Genomic DNA, 17,113 nt, shown 5'->3' with positions numbered 1-17,113 from the left:
GGGGACGTTGAATCGTGGAGAACCTGATTGCGCTGCTCGTCGCGGCGCCTCTGCTCGGAGCTGCGGTCCTGCTCTGCGGCGGCCGACGGCTGGACCGTGCCGGGCACTGGGTCGGCACCCTGCTCGCCGCCGTGTCGTTCGTCATCGGTGTCGTGCTCTTCCTCGACATGCTGGGGAAGGGTGCGGAGGACCGGGCGCTGCACCAGAAGCTGTTCAGCTGGATTCCGGTCGAGGGCTTCCAGGCCGATGTGGCCTTCCAGCTCGACCAGTTGTCGATGACGTTCGTGCTGCTGATCACCGGTGTGGGCACACTGATCCACATCTACTCGATCGGCTACATGGAGCACGACGAGCGCCGGCGCCGCTTCTTCGGCTATCTGAACCTGTTCCTCGCGGCGATGCTGATCCTGGTCGTCGCCGACAACTACCTGCTGCTGTACGTCGGGTGGGAGGGCGTCGGTCTGGCGTCGTACCTGCTGATCGGCTTCTGGCAGCACAAGCCCAGCGCGGCCACGGCCGCCAAGAAGGCATTCCTGGTCAACCGGGTCGGCGACATGGGCCTGTCGATCGCGATCATGCTGATGTTCACCACGTTCGGCACCTTCGCCTTCGGTCCCGTCCTGGGGGCGACCGGTCAGACGAGCGAGGGCAAGCTGACGGCGATCGGCCTGATGCTGCTGCTCGCGGCCTGCGGCAAGTCGGCCCAGGTGCCGCTGCAGTCCTGGCTCGGTGACGCGATGGAGGGCCCGACCCCGGTCTCGGCCCTCATCCACGCCGCGACCATGGTGACCGCGGGTGTCTACCTCATCGTCCGGTCCGGCGCGATCTTCAACGCCGCGCCGGACGCGCAGCTGGCCGTCGTGGTCGTCGGTGCGGTCACGCTGCTCTTCGGTGCGATCGTCGGTTGTGCGAAGGACGACATCAAGAAGGCCCTCGCCGGGTCGACGATGTCGCAGATCGGCTACATGATCCTGGCCGCCGGGCTCGGCCCGATCGGCTACGTCTTCGCGATCATGCACCTGGTGACGCACGGCTTCTTCAAGGCCGGGCTCTTCCTCGGCGCCGGTTCGGTCATGCACGGCATGAACGACGAAGTCGACATGAGGAAGTTCGGCGGCCTCAGGAAGTACATGCCGGTCACCTTCATCACCTTCGGCCTCGGCTATCTGGCGATCATCGGCTTCCCCGGTCTGTCCGGCTTCTTCTCCAAGGACAAGATCATCGAGGCGGCCTTCGCCAAGGGCGGCACCGAGGGCTGGATCCTCGGCTCGGTGGCCCTGCTGGGCGCCGCGATCACCGCGTTCTACATGACGCGCGTGATGCTGCTGACGTTCTTCGGAGAGAAGCGCTGGCAGCCCGACGCCGAGGGTCATGAGCCGCATCCGCACGAGTCCCCGAAGTCGATGACCATCCCCATGATCATCCTGGCGTTCGGGTCGGTCTTCGCCGGAGGCCTCTTCTCCATCGGCGACCGCTTCCTGAACTGGCTGGAGCCGGTCACCGGACACAGCCACGGACACGCCCCGGTCAGCGCCACGACCGTCACGGCAGCCACGATGGTGGTGCTCGTCATCGGTGTCGGCATCGCCTGGGCGATGTACGGACGCAAGCCGGTACCGGTCGTCGCCCCGCGCGGCTCGCTGCTCACCCGGGCCGCCCGCCGCGATCTCCTCCAGGACGACTTCAACCATGTGGTCCTGGTCCGCGGCGGTGAGCACCTCACCCGCTCCCTGGTGTACGTCGACCACACCCTGGTCGACGGCGTCGTCAACGGCACGGCCGCCTCGATGGGCGGGCTCTCCGGCCGGCTGCGCAAGCTGCAGAACGGCTACGCCCGCTCCTACGCGGTCTCGATGTTCGGCGGTACGGCGATCGTCATTGCCGCGACCCTGCTGATGAGGGCGGTCTGATCACATGTCCTTTCCCCTCCTGACAGCGACGGCGGCGCTTCCGGCGATCGGTGCGATCGCCACCGCCGCCGTCCCGGCCGCCCGGCGCACCGCCGCCAAATGGCTGGCGCTGCTCTTCTCGCTGGCCACGCTCGTACTGGCGGGCATCGCGCTCGCCCGGTTCGAGCCCGGCGGCGCCCGCTACCAGCTCACCGAATCGCACGCCTGGATCAAGGACTTCGGCGTCCGGTACGAACTGGGTGTGGACGGCATCGGGCTGGCGCTCATGGCGCTCACCGCCCTGCTGATCCCCTTCGTCATCCTGGCCGGCTGGCACGACGCCGACCCCCTGGAGACCAAGTCCTCGCGCTGGCGCCCGACGCAGGGCTTCTTCGCCCTGATCCTGATGGTCGAAGCGATGGTGATCCTCTCCTTCGAGGCCACCGACGTCTTCCTCTTCTACATCCTCTTCGAAGCCATGCTCATCCCGATGTACTTCCTCATCGGCGGCTTCGGGGACCGGGCGCACACCGGCAGTGACGAGAACGCGGCGGCTCAACGTTCGTACGCCGCGGTCAAGTTCCTCCTCTACAACCTGGCCGGCGGCCTCATCATGCTGGCCGCCGTGATCGGTCTGTACGTGGTCGCGGGGACGTTCTCGCTCTCCGAGATCGCCGAGGCCCGGGCCAATGGCTCGCTCTCCATGGCGACCGGCACGGAACGCTGGCTCTTCCTCGGGTTCTTCTTCGCCTTCGCGGTGAAGGCCCCGCTGTGGCCGCTGCACACCTGGCTGCCCAACGCCATGGGCGAGGCGACCTCCCCGGTCGCCGTCCTGATCACCGCGGTCGTCGACAAGGTCGGCACCTTCGCGATGCTCCGCTTCTGCCTCCAGCTGTTCCCGGAGGCCAGCAAGTGGGCGACGCCGGTGATCGTCGTCCTGGCGCTGATCAGCATTGTGTACGGGGCGCTGCTCGCCGTCGGACAGCGCGACATCAAGCGGCTGATCGCCTACGCGTCGATCTCGCACTTCGGCTTCATCATCCTGGGCATCTTCGCGATGACCAGCCAGGGCCAGTCGGGCGCCACGCTCTACATGGTCAACCACGGGATCTCGACCGCCGCGCTGATGCTGGTGGCGGGCTTCCTGATCACCCGGCGCGGTTCGCGGCTCATCGCCGACTACGGCGGAGTGCAGAAGGTGGCGCCGGTCCTGGCCGGCACCTTCCTGATCGGCGGTCTGGCCACCCTGTCGCTGCCCGGGCTCGCCCCGTTCGTCAGTGAATTCCTGGTCCTGGTCGGCACGTTCAGCGCGTATCCGGCGGCGGGCATCGTCGCCACGACCGGCATCGTGCTCGCCGCGCTGTACGTCCTCGTCCTCTACCAGCGGACGATGACGGGCCCGGTGAAGGCCGAGGTCCAGGGCATGGCGGACCTCAAGGTCCGGGAGCTGGTGGTGGTCCTCCCGCTGATCGCGCTGCTGCTCTTCCTGGGTGTCTACCCGAAGCCGCTGACGGAGATCGTCAACCCGGCGGTGCAGCACACCATGTCGGACGTCCAGAAGAAGGACCCCCAGCCTGAGGTGGAGGCCGCCAAGTGAGCGCAACAGCTGTCCACAGCCTGTGGACAATGGCGGGCGGAGTGACATCGGCCGCCCCGGCCGAGAAGTTCAAAGCACCGGTCATCGAGTACGCCCAGCTGACCCCGGTCCTCATTGTGATCGGTGTCGCTGTCGTGGGCGTACTCGTCGAGGCCTTCGTGCCGCGCCGGGCCCGCTACTACACGCAGGTCTTCCTGACGGTCGTCGCCCTCGCCGCCGCGTTCGCCGCGGTCGTCGCCCTGGCGGCCGGGGGGTACGGCACGACGAAGGCGCACATCGCCGCGATGGGCGCCATCGCGATCGACGGGCCGACGCTCTTCCTGCAGGGCACCATCCTGCTGACCTCACTGGTCGCCGTCTTCACCTTCGCCGAGCGGCGGCTCGACCCCGCCGCGCACGGCAACCGCGTCGACTCGTTCGCCGCACAGGCCGCGTCGGTCCCCGGCAGCGACAGCGAGAAGGCCGCGGTCAGGGCCGGGTTCACCACCACCGAGGTCTTCCCGCTGGTCCTCTTCTCGGTGGCCGGCATGCTGGTCTTCCCGGCGGCCAACGATCTGCTGACGCTCTTCGTGGCCCTGGAGGTCTTCTCCCTCCCGCTCTACCTCCTGTGCGCCGTCGCCCGCCGCAAACGGCTGATGTCGCAGGAAGCCGCGGTGAAGTACTTCCTGCTCGGCGCCTTCTCGTCGGCGTTCCTGCTCTTCGGGATCGCCCTGCTGTACGGGTACGCGGGCTCCGTCTCGTACGCCACCATCGCGAACGTGGTCGACGGCTCCGTCACCCAGATCGACCCGGCGCTCGCCGACACCATGGGCAACGACGCGCTGCTCCTGATCGGCGGCGCGATGATCCTGACCGGCCTGCTCTTCAAGGTCGGCGCCGTCCCGTTCCACATGTGGACCCCGGACGTCTACCAGGGCGCCCCGACCCCGGTCACCGGCTTCATGGCCGCGGCCACCAAGGTCGCCGCGTTCGGTGCGCTGCTGCGTCTGCTGTACGTGGTGCTGCCGGGCCTCGCCTGGGACTGGCGCCCGGTCATGTGGGCCGTCGCGATCGTCACGATGCTGGGGGGTGCGATCGTCGCCATCACCCAGACCGACATCAAGCGGCTGCTCGCCTACTCCTCGATCGCGCACGCCGGCTTCATCCTCGCCGGTGTCATCGCGACCACCCCGGACGGCATCTCGTCGGTCCTCTTCTACCTCGGCGCGTACTCCTTCGTGACGGTCGGCGCGTTCGCCGTCGTCACCCTGGTGCGCGACGCGGGCGGCGAGGCGACGCATCTGTCGAAGTGGGCCGGGCTCGGCCGGCGCTCGCCGCTGGTCGCCGCGGTCTTCGCGGTGTATCTGCTGGCCTTCGCCGGTATCCCGCTGACCTCGGGCTTCGCCGGAAAGTTCGCCGTCTTCAAGGCGGCGGCGGAGGGCGGTGCGGGCGGCCTGGTCGTGGTCGGTGTGATCTCGTCGGCGATCGCCGCGTTCTTCTACATCCGGGTCATCGTGCTGATGTTCTTCAGCGAGCCGAAGGCGGACGGCCCGACGGTCGCCGTCCCGTCCCCGCTGACGATGACGACGATCGCCGTCGGTGTCGCGGTCACGCTGGTGCTGGGCCTGGCCCCGCAGTACTTCCTGGACCTGGCGAGCCAGGCGGGAGTGTTCGTGAGGTAGCACACACGCACACAGTCGCTACAACGCCGGACGGGCCTGAGAAGTCAAGCCCGTCCGGCGTTGTCGTAGGCGGCGCCTATCGTGGCAGGGGACGGTGGCAGGACGGAACGGGACGGACCCGGGATCTCGGGGGACAGAGCAATGAGCGCGACGGGCGGGACCATGGATGTGACCGAGAGCGACGCGCGGCGGACGCTGCACCGGGTGTTCGGGTACGAGGCGTTCCGCGGCGAGCAGGAAGCGATCGTCGACCATGTGGTGACGGGCGGGGACGCCGTCGTGCTCATGCCGACCGGTGGCGGAAAGTCCCTCTGCTACCAGATCCCGGCCCTGGTCAGATCCGGTACGGGCATCGTCATCTCGCCCCTGATCGCCCTGATGCAGGACCAGGTGGACGCGCTGCGGGCACTCGGTGTGCGGGCCGGCTTCATCAACTCCACGCAGGACTTCGACGAGCGCCGCTCGATGGAGGCCCAGTTCCTCGCCGGCGAGCTCGACCTGCTCTATCTGGCCCCGGAGCGGCTCCGCCTGGACACCACGCTCGGCCTGCTCTCCCGCGGCGAGATCTCCGTCTTCGCGATCGACGAGGCGCACTGCGTGGCCCAGTGGGGCCACGACTTCCGCCCGGACTATCTGGCCCTCTCCGTCCTCGGCGAGCGCTGGCCCGACGTACCACGCATCGCCCTGACGGCCACCGCGACCAACGCCACGCACCAGGAGATCACCCAGCGCCTGGGCATGCCCGACGCGAAGCACTTCGTCGCCAGCTTCGACCGGCCCAACATCCAGTACCGGATCGTGCCGAAGGCCGACCCGAAGAAGCAGCTGCTCTCCTTCCTCAAGGAGGAGCACGCCGGTGACGCGGGCATCGTCTACTGCCTGTCGCGCAACTCGACGGAGAAGACCGCCGAGTATCTCTGCCGCAACGGCATCGAGGCCGTCCCGTACCACGCCGGTCTGGACGCGGGCACGCGCGCCGTCCACCAGTCCCGCTTCCTACGCGAGGAGGGCCTGGTCGTCGTCGCGACCATCGCCTTCGGCATGGGCATCGACAAGCCGGACGTACGCTTCGTCGCCCACCTGGACCTGCCGAAATCGGTCGAGGGCTACTACCAGGAGACCGGCCGCGCCGGGCGTGACGGGCAGCCGTCCACGGCCTGGATGGCGTACGGACTCCAGGACGTCGTCCAGCAGCGCAAGCTCATCCAGGGCGGCGAGGGCGACGAGGCGTTCCGCCGCCGCGCGGCCTCCCACCTCGACTCGATGCTGGCCCTGTGCGAGACGGTCCAGTGCCGCCGCGCCCAGCTCCTGACGTACTTCGGCCAGGAGCCCACCGCGGCGGCCTGCGGCAACTGCGACACCTGCCTCGCCCCGCCCGAGACCTGGGACGGCACGGTGGTCGCGCAGAAGCTGCTGTCGACCGTGGTGCGGCTGAAGCGGGAGCGCGGGCAGAAGTTCGGCGCGGGCCAGATCATCGACATCCTGCTCGGCCGCAAGACGGCGAAGATCATCCAGTTCGACCACGACCAGCTCTCGGTCTTCGGTATCGGCGAGGAGCTGGCCGAGGCCGAATGGCGCGGAGTCGTACGGCAGTTGCTCGCCCAGGGGCTGATCGCGGTCGAGGGCGAGTACGGCACGCTGGTGCTGACCCAGGAGAGCGGCTCGGTGCTCGGCCGGGAGCGCGAGGTGCTGCTGCGCAAGGAGGCGCCGAAGCCCGCGTCGCGCTCCACGAAGGGCGAACGCAAGGCGAAGTCCTCCACGGCCGCCGCCGAGCTGGCGCCCGAGGCCGTCCCGGTCTTCGAAGCGCTACGGGCCTGGCGCGGCGCCCAGGCGAAGGAGCAGGGCGTCCCGGCGTACGTCATCTTCCACGACGCGACGCTGCGCGAGATCGCCACGGTGCGGCCGGACTCGGTGTCCGCGCTGGGCGGCATCGGCGGCCTGGGCGAGAAGAAGCTGGCGACATACGGGGAGGGGGTGCTGGAGGTGCTCGCGTCGTTCGCCGAGGTGGCGTCGGAACCGGAACCCGGTCCCGCGGCGGAACCTGGTCCCGCACCGGAACCCGGTCCCGCACCGGAACCCGGTCCCGCACCGGAACCAGCCCCTGCCCCTGCGCCGGTCCCGGCCGCGTCTGCGGCCCCCCACGACGACCCGGAGTTCGGCTGGGACGAGGAGCCGCCGGAGTACGAGTGAAACAGGCGGACCGGTCGCGAGCCGTTGACGACCGCACCCCGTCGGGGGCGCGGCCGTCAGCCGGCAGGCGTCATGCGGACGGCACGATCCGTCCCGTGACCTCGCCGAGGCCGACCCGGGTGCCGTCCGGGCCCGGTGCCCAGGCCGTCAGTGTCACCGTGTCGCCGTCCTCCAGGAACGTCCGCTTGCCGTCCGGGAGGTCCAGCGGGTCGCGGCCGTTCCAGGTCAGCTCCAGGAGCGAGCCGCGCTGTCCGGGCTCGGCGCCGCTGACCGTGCCGGAGCCGTACAGATCACCGGTGCGCAGCGACGCGCCGTTCACCGTCATCTGGGCCAGCATCTGGGCCGCCGTCCAGTACATGGTGGCGAACGGCGGCTCGGCGACCGGCTGTCCGTTGATCGCGACGGAGATCCGCAGGTCGAGGCCGCCGGCCTCCTCCTCGCCCGCGTCCTGAAGGTAGGGGAGGAGCGGGAAGTCGCGGGCCGGGGGCGCGATCCGGGCCGCCTCCAGGGCTTCGAGCGGCGTCACCCATGCCGATACGGACGTGGCGAAGGACTTGCCGAGGAACGGGCCGAGCGGGACGTACTCCCAGGCCTGGATGTCCCGCGCCGACCAGTCGTTGAGCAGCGAGAGCCCGAAGACATGGTCGCGGAAGTCGCCGAGCGGTACCGGGCGGCCCTGCTCGGAGCCCACTCCGACGACGAACCCGACCTCGGCCTCGATGTCGAGCTTGATGGACGGACCGAAGACCGGGGCCGCGTCGGCGGGCGCCTTGCGCTGGCCGGACGGGCGCACCACATCCGTACCGGAGACGACGACGGTGCCGGACCTGCCGTGGTAGCCGATCGGGAGGTGCTTCCAGTTGGGCGTCAGCGCGTCACCGTTCGGCCGGAAGATCTTTCCGACGTTGGTGGCGTGGTTCTCGCTCGCGTAGAAGTCGACGTAGTCCGCGACCGCGTACGGCAGATGGAGCGTCACGGACTCGACCGGGTGCAGCAGCGGTTCGATGTCCGCGCGGTGTGCCGGGACCGTCACCCATGCCGTCAGCGCCCGCCGGACGTCCCGCCAGGCGGTGCGGCCCGCGGCCAGCAGCGCGGTCAGGTCGGGCTGGGCGAGAAGCCGCGCGTAGGGCGAGCCGAGTGCGTGTGCCGCGGCTCCGGCGTCCAGTACGTGGTTGCCGATGCGGACGCCGACCCGGCGGTCCTCGGGGTGGTCGGGGGTGGAGAACACACCGTACGGAAGGTTGTGCGGACCGAAGGGGTCGCCCTCGGCCAGATCGAGCGGGCTGCTCTGCTCGGGCATGTGTTGCTGCCTCGCTTTCCAGGTCGATTGGGGGACACGTTACGTCGGTGTTGCTACCCCGCGGGAGTGTCCCAACTGCTCCTGATGCCCGGAAAGTTCCGCCGTGCCCCCTGGTGTGCGGGGGCGCGGCGGTGGGTTTCACCCGGCCGTGCGCGGGGGCGCGGCGTCGGCTCACCCGGTCGTGCGCGGGGGCACGGCGTCGGCTCACCCGGCCGTGCGCGGGATCCGCTTCTCCCAGGTCCGGTGGAAGACGACCTCGCCGCCGTCCTTGCACACCACCTCGTCGGACGTGATGAAGTCGGTGTCGTCCGCACTGATTTCGGACCGGGTCTCGATCCGTACGTCCCACGCCATCTCCGGCCGGTGCAGCCGGATCGCCCAGTCGGAGCGGGTGCGTGCGGAGAGCGGGTCGTTCTCCTGGATCGTGTACGTCTCCACGGCGTCCTCGGTGAATTCCAGACCGTCCGGGTAGACGCGGGTGCCGCCGTAGCGCGGGTCGACCTCCAGCCGCCATTCGCCCTTGGCGACATCGCGGACCACCAGGCGCTCGGGGCGCTGTTCATCGAGCGTCACCGGGTAGACAACGCCGAGCGGCTCCGACTGCTCCGGCTCCTCGAACCGGATCGCGGGGTCCTCGGTGTGCCGGCGCACCGGCAGTTCGACGAAGCTGCCGTCGGCGTCCAGGGTGAAGCCCACCGACCCGGCCTGCGGCCAGATCCACGGCCAGTACGAGGAGGAGACCGCGAGCCTGATCCGGTGGCCGGGCGGGAAGGTGTGCCCGATGCCGTTCAGTTCGAAGGTCACGTCCTCGTACCGGCCCACCGGCCAGTCGTCCGCGCGGTCGCGGCCGTGCCGGGCGGAGAGGTTGAGCACCCCGCGGGTCACCAGGGTGGAGGAGCCGTCCGGTGCGACGTCGCAGAGCCGGGCGATCGCCTGGCCGCGCGGCACGTCCATCCGCAGGCGCAGCTTCACCCGGGGGCGGCCCAGGATCTCGATCTGGGCGCCCTCGACCGGGAACTCGAAGCAGACCGACTTGGCGTCCTCGTCGCGCTGGTCGGGCGGCAGGTCGGCGTCGTTGCCGAACGGGAAGAAGCGCCCGGCGTCCAGACCGGTCTGCTGGGGCGAGTCGACGATCTGCGGACCGCCCTGGAGGGCGTACGCGACCGGCGCGACGTTCTCCGAGGGCCAGCCGGCCTCACCGACCCAGCGGCCCGGCAGCGTCTCGTACACCGTGGCGGGCCGGTGCGACTCGCTGATCCAGGACCGCAGCAGCGGCTCGGCCATGATGCCGGTGTCCTTGTCCTTCAGGTGCTGGTCCCACCAGCGCAGCGTCTCCTGGAGGAAGCCGATCGCCGGACCGGGCGGCAGACCCCGGTCGGGGTACTGGTGCGACCAGGGCCCGATCAGCCCGCGGACCTTGTCCGGGGCGAGGTGTTCGACGAGCCGCAGGACGGTGTCGCGGTACGGGTCGTGCCAGCCGCCCACCGCGAGGACCTTCGCCTCGATCGCGGAGTAGTCCTCGCAGACGCTGCCGTGCTTCCAGTAACCGTCGCGGGTCTGGTGCGCCAGCCAGGTGTGGATGAACGGCTCGACCGTCTCCAGCCGCTTCAGCCACATGGACTTCCACTCCTCGCCGACCTGCGCCGGGTCCGGCGGCCGGGAGACGAAGGCCAGCATGGTGGCGGCCCAGGCGTGCATGTCGATGGCGAGCACCGAGCCGCCCATGTAGTGGACGTCGTTGTCGTAGCGGTCGTCGGCCGAGCAGACGGTGACGATCGCCTTCAACGGCTCGGGGGCCAGCGCCGCGATCTGGAGCGAGTTGAAGCCGCCCCAGGAGATGCCGAACATGCCGACCCGGCCGGAGCACCACTCCTGCTCGGCCAGCCAGTGGATGACGGCGACGCCGTCGGCCAGCTCCGTCGCGTCGTACTCGTCGCCCGGCATTCCCTCGCTGTTGCCGTGGCCGCGTACGTCCACCCGGACGGAGGCGTAGCCGTGGCCTGCGTACCAGGGGTGGCGCTGCCAGTCTCGGGGCGCCGTCCAGTCGCTCAGCCGGTACGGCAGATATTCGAGGAGCGCGGGGACGGGTTCGTCGGTGACCGGCCGCCAGATCCGGGCATGGAGCCGGGTGCCGTCCGGCAGCGGAATGCGGACGTCCTCATGGGTGGTGTCGTACGGATACGTGGTGCGGATGTGCATGGCGGTACCTCAGTGGACGGGGTGCATGGTGCGCTTGAGCCAGGGTGCGGCGGCGATGACGGCCACACCGGCCACCACCGCGATTGCGCCATTGACACCGAAGTAGGCGGGGTTGGAGACCTCGCCGTACAGCTTCACGACTTGGGCCTGGATGCCGTTGGCGAGGGCCAGCGAGAGGAACCAGAGCGCCATCGTCTGGCTGGCGAACGCCTTGGGTGCGAGCTTGGTGGTCGCGGACATGCCGGAGGTCTCCAGCAGGATGTCGCCGAGGCCGAGCAGCAGATACGAGCCGACGATCCACCAGGCGGCCATCTTGTAGGTGTCGCCGGAGTGCCCGGAGGTCGGCAGCACCATCAGCAGGAACGACAGTCCGCCGAGGATCACCCCGATCGCGATCTTGTTGGAGGCGTGCGGCTGGCGCGGGCCCATCCGGGCCCAGACGGCGGCGACCACCGGGGCGAGCGCGACCTCGAAGGCGCCGAGCGCGGAGGCGTACCAGCTCGCCGGGAAGTGGAAGCCGAGGATCTCGGTACGGGCGTTGGCCGACGCGAGCAGAATCATCGTCGAGTACGCCTGGAAGAGGATGAAGTTGAAGACGACGGAGGCCAGGAACAGCACCACGTACGGGCGCAGCCTGCCGCGCTCCTCGCTGGTGACCCGCGGGCTGCGGAACATCACCACGAAGTACACGACCGGTGCGATCACCGAGATGAGGGTGAGCAGGTCGACGAAACGGTCCATGGTCAGCCATCTCGCCAGGGCGAGCGCGGTGGCGACGGCGGCGACCACGACGGCGCCGGCCACGATCAGCCGAACGGCGCGGCGCATCGGCTCCGGAGCGAGCGCGAATTCGGCGCTGTGCTTTCGCCCGGCCAGGTGACGCCGGCCCAGTACGTACTGGATCAGACCGAGCGTCATACCGAAGGCGGCGGCCGAGAAGCCCCAGTGCCAGCTCGCGTGGTCCCCGAGCCAGCCGGTGACCAGCGGGCCGAGGAACGCCCCGATGTTGATGCCCATGTAGTAGAGCGCGAAGCCGGCGTCGCGGCGCTCGTCGTCGGTCCGGTAGAGCTTGCCGACCATGGTCGCCACATTGGGCTTGAGCAGACCGGTTCCGGCGCTGATCAGGCCGAGGCCGGTCCACGTCATGGCGTCGGTGGGCACCGCCATGGCGTAATGCCCGCACGCGATGAGAATTCCGCCGTACAGGACGGCGCGGTACGAGCCGAGGATCCGGTCGGCCAGCCAGCCGCCGGCCACGGAGACCAGGTAGACCAGGGTGCCGTAGGCGGCCGAGACGGACGCCGCGGTGCCCACATCCATGCCCATGCCGCCGTGGGCGACGGTGTCGGCGAAGTAGAGGACCAGGATCGCCTGCATGCCGAGGAACGAGAACCGTTCCCAGACCTCCAGGCCGGACAGGGTCATCAGGCCCCGTGGCTGGCCGAAAAAGGCATGGTCGTCGCCGGGTTGCGGCTGAGTCGGTTCGGTGTCGGTTGCCGTGAAGGACAAAGGGAGAACTCCTGATCGTATGAGCTGATCCCGAACATACCGGCGGTGGCGGGAAGGCGCCCATGGTGATCCAAAGGGGACCGGATACGCTGAGTTGAGTGATGACAGCGACACATCGACATTCCGTGTGATCGTCAGCAGACAGGAGATCCCCTCGTGACCGTCGTCGGGCCGTTCGGACTGAGCGTGCGGGACCACGCTCTTGAGGCCGATGTCCAGGCCGGTTTGGCTGCTGTCGAGTCGGGGCTGCTCGATGCCACCAAGAGCGGCGTGCCCTTCATCACGGAGGCCGCGCAGCATCTCGTACGCGCCGGAGGCAAGCGATTCCGGCCGCTGCTGGCCATGCTGGCCGCCCGGTTCGGCGACCCCGACGCGCCGGGCGTCGTGCCCGCTGCCGTCGTCGTCGAGCTGACCCATCTCGCGACGCTCTACCACGACGACGTGATGGACGAGGCGGACGTACGCCGCGGCGTCGACAGCGCCAACACCCGCTGGGGCAACTCGGTGGCCGTCCTGACCGGCGACTTCCTCTTCGCCCGCGCCTCGCACATACTGGCCGACCTCGGTCCGGAGGCCGTACGCATCCAGGCGGAGGCGTTCGAGCGGCTGGTCACCGGCCAGATCCTGGAGACCGCGGGCCCGGGCGACGGGCGCGACCCGGTCGAGCACTACCTCGAAGTGATGCGCGGCAAGACCGGCTCGCTGATCGCCGTGGCCTGCCGGTTCGGCGCGATGATGGCCGGCGCGGACGAGACGGCCGTCGACATCCTCACCCAGTACGGGGAGCGGCTCGGCGTCGCCTTCCAGCTCGCCGACGACGTACTCGACATCGCCTCCGACTCCCACGAGTCCGGCAAGACCCCCGGCACCGACCTGCGCGAAGGCATCCCGACGCTCCCTGTGCTCCATCTGCGGGCCCAGGCGGCGGCCGACGGAAAGCCGGACGACCTGGAACTCGTCGAGCTGCTCGACGGCGACCTCAGCGACGACGCCCGGCTCGCCGAGGCGCTCTGCCGGCTGCGCGCGCACCCCTCGCTGGAGCAGGCCCGGCGGGACACCATCCGGTACGCGGAGGAGGCACGGGCGGCGCTGGCTCCGCTGCCCGGGGGCTATGCGAAGGCCGCGCTGGAGGAGCTGTGCGACGCGGTGGTGCACCGGGCGGGCTGAGCCCGTTCGTGTGCCACCCCCTACGGGACGGTGGACGCCCGCCCGTGTGACGTCATACCGAAGAGGTAGGCGGAGTTGCTCCCCGGGAGTGACGATTTCGCGCCGCCGTTTTGGTCAGATGGAGAACAACCACTCCTGAGCAAATCGGCGAGAATGGCGGCACGGAGTGGACGAGTGCATCCGGACGGAAGCCGCCGACCACGGAGGTAGGGCACACATGGCACCGAACGACAGCGCAGAGACCAACGGCGGGACCAGGGGCACCGCCGTCGGCCGTCGAAAGGCGGCACGCTACATCGTCCCGGTCGCGGTGGCGGGAGTGGCGGCCGCGACGATCGGGCTCGTCCCGGCGCTCGCGAGCACCGGTGACCCCGACCTGCCGAAGATCACCGCACAGCAGCTCATCGAGAAGATCGCCGCTTCGGACACCCAGCAGCTCTCCGGCACGGTGAAGATCAGCACGGACCTCGGCATCCCGTCGCTCGGCGGTCTGGCCGGCTCCTTCGCCCAGAACAGCGGCGGCAGCGGCAAGGGCGATTCGACCGCCGACCCGCAGTCGAAGATGACGGAGCTGGCGTCCGGCACGCACACCCTGCGGGTGGCCGCCGACGGCCCCGACAAGCAGCGGGTGTCGATCCTGGAGAACGCGGCGGAGTACAGCCTGATCCACAACGGCGGTCAGGTCTGGGCGTACGACAGCAAGACCAACCAGGCCTACCACTCCACCGAGGACCGGAGCGGGACGGGGAAGCCCGGGCACGCGACCCCGGCCCCCGAGGGCGTGCCGACCACGCCGAAGGCGCTTGCCGAGCAGGTCCTGAAGGCCGCGGGCCCCACCACATCGGTGACGGTCGACGGCACGGCGCAGGTCGCCGGACGTGACGCGTACAGGCTGCTCATCAAGCCCAGGCAGAGCGGCTCCACGATCGACTCGGTCACGGTCGCGGTCGACGCGAAGAACGGTGTGCCGCTGAAGTTCACGCTGCTTCCGAGCAGCGGTGGCAAGGCCGTCGTGGACGCCGGATTCACCAAGGTCGACTTCGCGAAGCCGGCCGCCTCGTCGTTCACATTCACCCCGCCCAAGGGCGCCGAGGTGACCGAGGCCGACGACGCGAAGGCGCAGCAGAAGACGGACGGGGCCAAGGGCCTGGGCATGTTCCCGGGCGCCGAGGGACTGGGTGCCGAGGGACTGGGCGCCGGGGGCCAGGGCTCCAAGGACACGAAGGTCATCGGCGAGGGCTGGAACGCGATCGCCGAGATCAGGACCCCGGGCGGCACCGGACTCCCGTCGAAGGCGTCGGGTGACGTACCGGCCCAGGCGCAGCAGTTCCTGGACTCGCTGGGCGACAAGGTCTCCGGCACGTTCGGTTCGGGCACGGTCTTCAAGACCCGCCTGGTCAACGCGCTGATGACGGACGACGGCAAGGTGTACGTCGGCGCGGTCACGCCGGACGCGCTGGTCAAGGCGGCCAACAGCGCCTCCTGACGCCGGGGCGCGTCCCGTCCCCGCTCACCCGCCCCGCCGTACCCTCCGTACGGCGGGGCGGTCCGCTGAGACGTGTCGCGACGACCACTGGAACTCAAGCCCATGGGGAGTACGCATGACAGAGCCCGGGACCGTGACCGAGCCGAGGGCGGTGGCCGAGCCCGGGGCAGTGATCGAGACACGGGGCCTCACCAAGCGGTACCGCGGCGGCCAGCTCGCCGTCGACGGTCTCGACCTCAGCGTCCCCGGCGGCAGCGTCTTCGGATTCCTCGGCCCCAACGGCTCCGGGAAGACCACGACCATCCGCATGCTGATGGGCCTGATCGACCCGACGTCCGGGACCGCGCAGGTCCTCGGCCACCCGATGCCGGGTGCGGCCCGCTCCGTACTCCCACAGGTCGGAGCGTTGATCGAGGGGCCCGCGCTGTACGGCTTCCTGAGCGGCCGGGACAATCTGCTGCGCTACGACTCCGCCGACCCGACCGCCGATCCGCGCACCCGCCGGGCCCGGGTGGGACAGGCCCTGGACCGGGTCGGGCTGGCCGCGGCGGCCGGCAAGAAGGCCAAGGCGTACTCGCTCGGCATGAAGCAGCGCCTCGGCCTCGCCGCCGCCCTGCTCCAGCCGCGCCGCCTGCTCGTCCTCGACGAGCCGACCAACGGCCTGGACCCGCAGGGCATGCGCGAGATCCGCGCCCTGGTCCGGGAACTGGCGGCGGAGGGCACCACCGTCTTCCTCTCCTCCCACCTCCTCGACGAGATCGAGCAGGTCTGCACCCATGCCGCGGTGATGGCCGGAGGCCGGCTGATCACCCAGGGCCCGGTCGCGGATCTGGCGGCAGGGGCGCGCGGCCGGCTGGCCGTCACCACCCCCGATCCGGGTGACGCCGCCCGCGTCCTCAAGGAGCTGGGTGTCACCGGCGTCACGGTCGACGGCGACCGGGTGAGCGCCGAGGCCCCGCCGGGCGACGTCGAACTCGCGGACCTCAGCGCGGCGCTGGTGCACGCGGGCGTACGCCTGCGGTCCTTCGGCGTCGAACGGGCCTCGTTGGAGGACGCCTTTGTCGCACTCACCGGAGAGGGTTTCGATGTCGCAGGATGAAGTCTCACTCGTAGGCGCGGATGGGGCGGGCAGGGCGCAGAGCCTGCTGTGGACCTTTGGAATCCTCCGCTCCGAACTGACCACCACCCTCCGCCGCTGGCGCACCCTCGCACTGCTCGGGGTGCTGGCCGCCGTTCCCGTGCTGATCGGGATCGCGGTGAAGATCGAGACGAACCACGGCTCGTCGCCCGGACCGGCCGGTGGCGGGGGAGGGCCCGCGTTCCTCTCCCAGGTCACCAACAACGGCCTGTTCCTGGTCTTCGCGGCCCTCGCCGTGACGCTCCCGGTCTTCCTCCCGATGGCCGTCGGGGTCGTCGCGGGCGACTCGATCGCGGGCGAGGCCGACGCCGGCACCCTGCGCTATCTGCTGGTCGCCCCGGCGGGCCGGACCCGGCTGCTGCTGACGAAGTACGCCTCCGTGCTGACGTTCTGCCTGGTCGCGACCCTGGTCGTGGCCCTCTCGGCGCTCGCCGTGGGCGCGCTGCTCTTCCCGGTGGGTGAGGTCACCACCATCTCGGGCACCCGGATCGGCTTCGGCGAAGGACTGCTGCGGGCCGGACTGATCGCGGTGGTGGTCGCGGCGTCACTGATCGGATTCGCGGCGATCGGCCTGTTCATCTCGACCCTCACCAGCAGCGGGATCGCGGCCATGGCCGCCACCGTCGGGATGCTGATCACCGTGCAGATCGTGGACACGATCCCGCAGCTGAGCGGCATCCATCCGTATCTCTTCCCGCACTACTGGATGTCGTACGCGGACCTGCTGCGCGACCCCGTGTACTGGGACGAGGTGGTCAAGAACCTGGGGCTGCAGGGCTTGTACGCGGCGGTGTTCGGCTCGGCGGCCTGGGCCCGCTTCACGGCGAAGGACATCACCGCCTGACGCACGGCGCATCGCACTCGTGCCGTCGGCCGGGCGAGCCGTCCCCCGATCGGCTCGTCGCGGCACGAACGGCACGAACGGTGCGAACAGCAGGAACGATACGACACGGCACGTTCCGTTTCCGCCTCAGTAT

General features: G+C 70.0%; 11 protein-coding genes. 8 read left to right on the top strand and 3 right to left on the bottom strand.

Features of this window, described 5'->3' with window-relative positions; genetic code table 11:
- The first annotated feature begins 14 nt into the window (after nt 1-14).
- The 4 genes from nuoL (at nt 15) to recQ (ending at nt 7,337) form a co-directional block, all read left to right on the top strand.
- Nucleotides 15-1,910: an NADH-quinone oxidoreductase subunit L gene (gene nuoL, locus ACGFU7_RS05455; protein WP_393692519.1), complete on the top strand. Its 1,896-nt coding sequence runs from the start codon at nt 15-17 to the stop codon at nt 1,908-1,910.
- Nucleotides 1,911-1,914: 4 nt separating this feature from the next.
- Complete coding sequence (locus ACGFU7_RS05450; RefSeq protein WP_393692517.1) at nt 1,915-3,486, top strand: NADH-quinone oxidoreductase subunit M; 1,572 nt, start codon at nt 1,915-1,917, stop codon at nt 3,484-3,486.
- Nucleotides 3,483-5,147: an NADH-quinone oxidoreductase subunit NuoN gene (gene nuoN, locus ACGFU7_RS05445; protein WP_393692515.1), complete on the top strand. Its 1,665-nt coding sequence runs from the start codon at nt 3,483-3,485 to the stop codon at nt 5,145-5,147. Before ACGFU7_RS05450 ends, nuoN begins: the two co-directional genes overlap by 4 nt.
- 141 nt (nt 5,148-5,288) lie before the next feature.
- Nucleotides 5,289-7,337, top strand: a complete 2,049-nt coding sequence (gene recQ / locus ACGFU7_RS05440; protein ID WP_393692513.1) for a DNA helicase RecQ — start codon at nt 5,289-5,291, stop codon at nt 7,335-7,337.
- Between the two features lie 70 nt (nt 7,338-7,407).
- On the opposite strand, the gene fahA is transcribed toward recQ, so the two are convergent.
- The 3 genes from fahA to ACGFU7_RS05425 all read right to left on the bottom strand — a co-directional run bounded on the left by fahA (nt 7,408) and on the right by ACGFU7_RS05425 (nt 12,345).
- The gene (gene fahA, locus ACGFU7_RS05435; RefSeq protein WP_393692511.1) at nt 7,408-8,637 is read right to left on the bottom strand and encodes a fumarylacetoacetase; all 1,230 of its coding nucleotides are present in this window, start codon (nt 8,635-8,637) and stop codon (nt 7,408-7,410) included.
- Nucleotides 8,638-8,841: 204 nt separating this feature from the next.
- Nucleotides 8,842-10,836, bottom strand: coding sequence for a CocE/NonD family hydrolase (locus ACGFU7_RS05430; RefSeq protein WP_393692509.1), 1,995 nt, complete (start codon nt 10,834-10,836; stop codon nt 8,842-8,844).
- Nucleotides 10,837-10,845: 9 nt separating this feature from the next.
- Nucleotides 10,846-12,345 (bottom strand): peptide MFS transporter, encoded by a 1,500-nt coding sequence (locus tag ACGFU7_RS05425; protein ID WP_393692507.1) that lies wholly within the window; start codon nt 12,343-12,345, stop codon nt 10,846-10,848.
- Between the two features lie 156 nt (nt 12,346-12,501).
- On the opposite strand from ACGFU7_RS05425, the gene ACGFU7_RS05420 reads away from it, so the two are divergent.
- The 4 genes from ACGFU7_RS05420 (at nt 12,502) to ACGFU7_RS05405 (ending at nt 16,980) form a co-directional block, all read left to right on the top strand.
- Nucleotides 12,502-13,512, top strand: coding sequence for a polyprenyl synthetase family protein (locus ACGFU7_RS05420; protein ID WP_393692505.1), 1,011 nt, complete (start codon nt 12,502-12,504; stop codon nt 13,510-13,512).
- A gap of 217 nt (nt 13,513-13,729) precedes the next feature.
- Nucleotides 13,730-14,998: an outer membrane lipoprotein carrier protein LolA gene (locus ACGFU7_RS05415; RefSeq protein ID WP_393692503.1), complete on the top strand. Its 1,269-nt coding sequence runs from the start codon at nt 13,730-13,732 to the stop codon at nt 14,996-14,998.
- 115 nt (nt 14,999-15,113) lie between these two features.
- Nucleotides 15,114-16,097, top strand: a complete 984-nt coding sequence (locus ACGFU7_RS05410) for an ATP-binding cassette domain-containing protein (protein WP_393692501.1) — start codon at nt 15,114-15,116, stop codon at nt 16,095-16,097.
- On the top strand, nt 16,084-16,980 hold the full coding sequence (locus tag ACGFU7_RS05405; RefSeq protein WP_393692499.1) for an ABC transporter permease: 897 nt from the start codon (nt 16,084-16,086) through the stop codon (nt 16,978-16,980). Before ACGFU7_RS05410 ends, ACGFU7_RS05405 begins: the two co-directional genes overlap by 14 nt.
- The last annotated feature ends 133 nt before the right edge of the window (nt 16,981-17,113 follow it).

It is taken from the genome of Streptomyces sp. NPDC048473 (assembly GCF_043200155.1).
GTDB lineage: Bacteria > Actinomycetota > Actinomycetes > Streptomycetales > Streptomycetaceae > Streptomyces.
The sequence above is the reverse complement of the archived record's forward strand: the minus strand, read 5'-3'. Positions and strand labels throughout refer to the sequence as shown.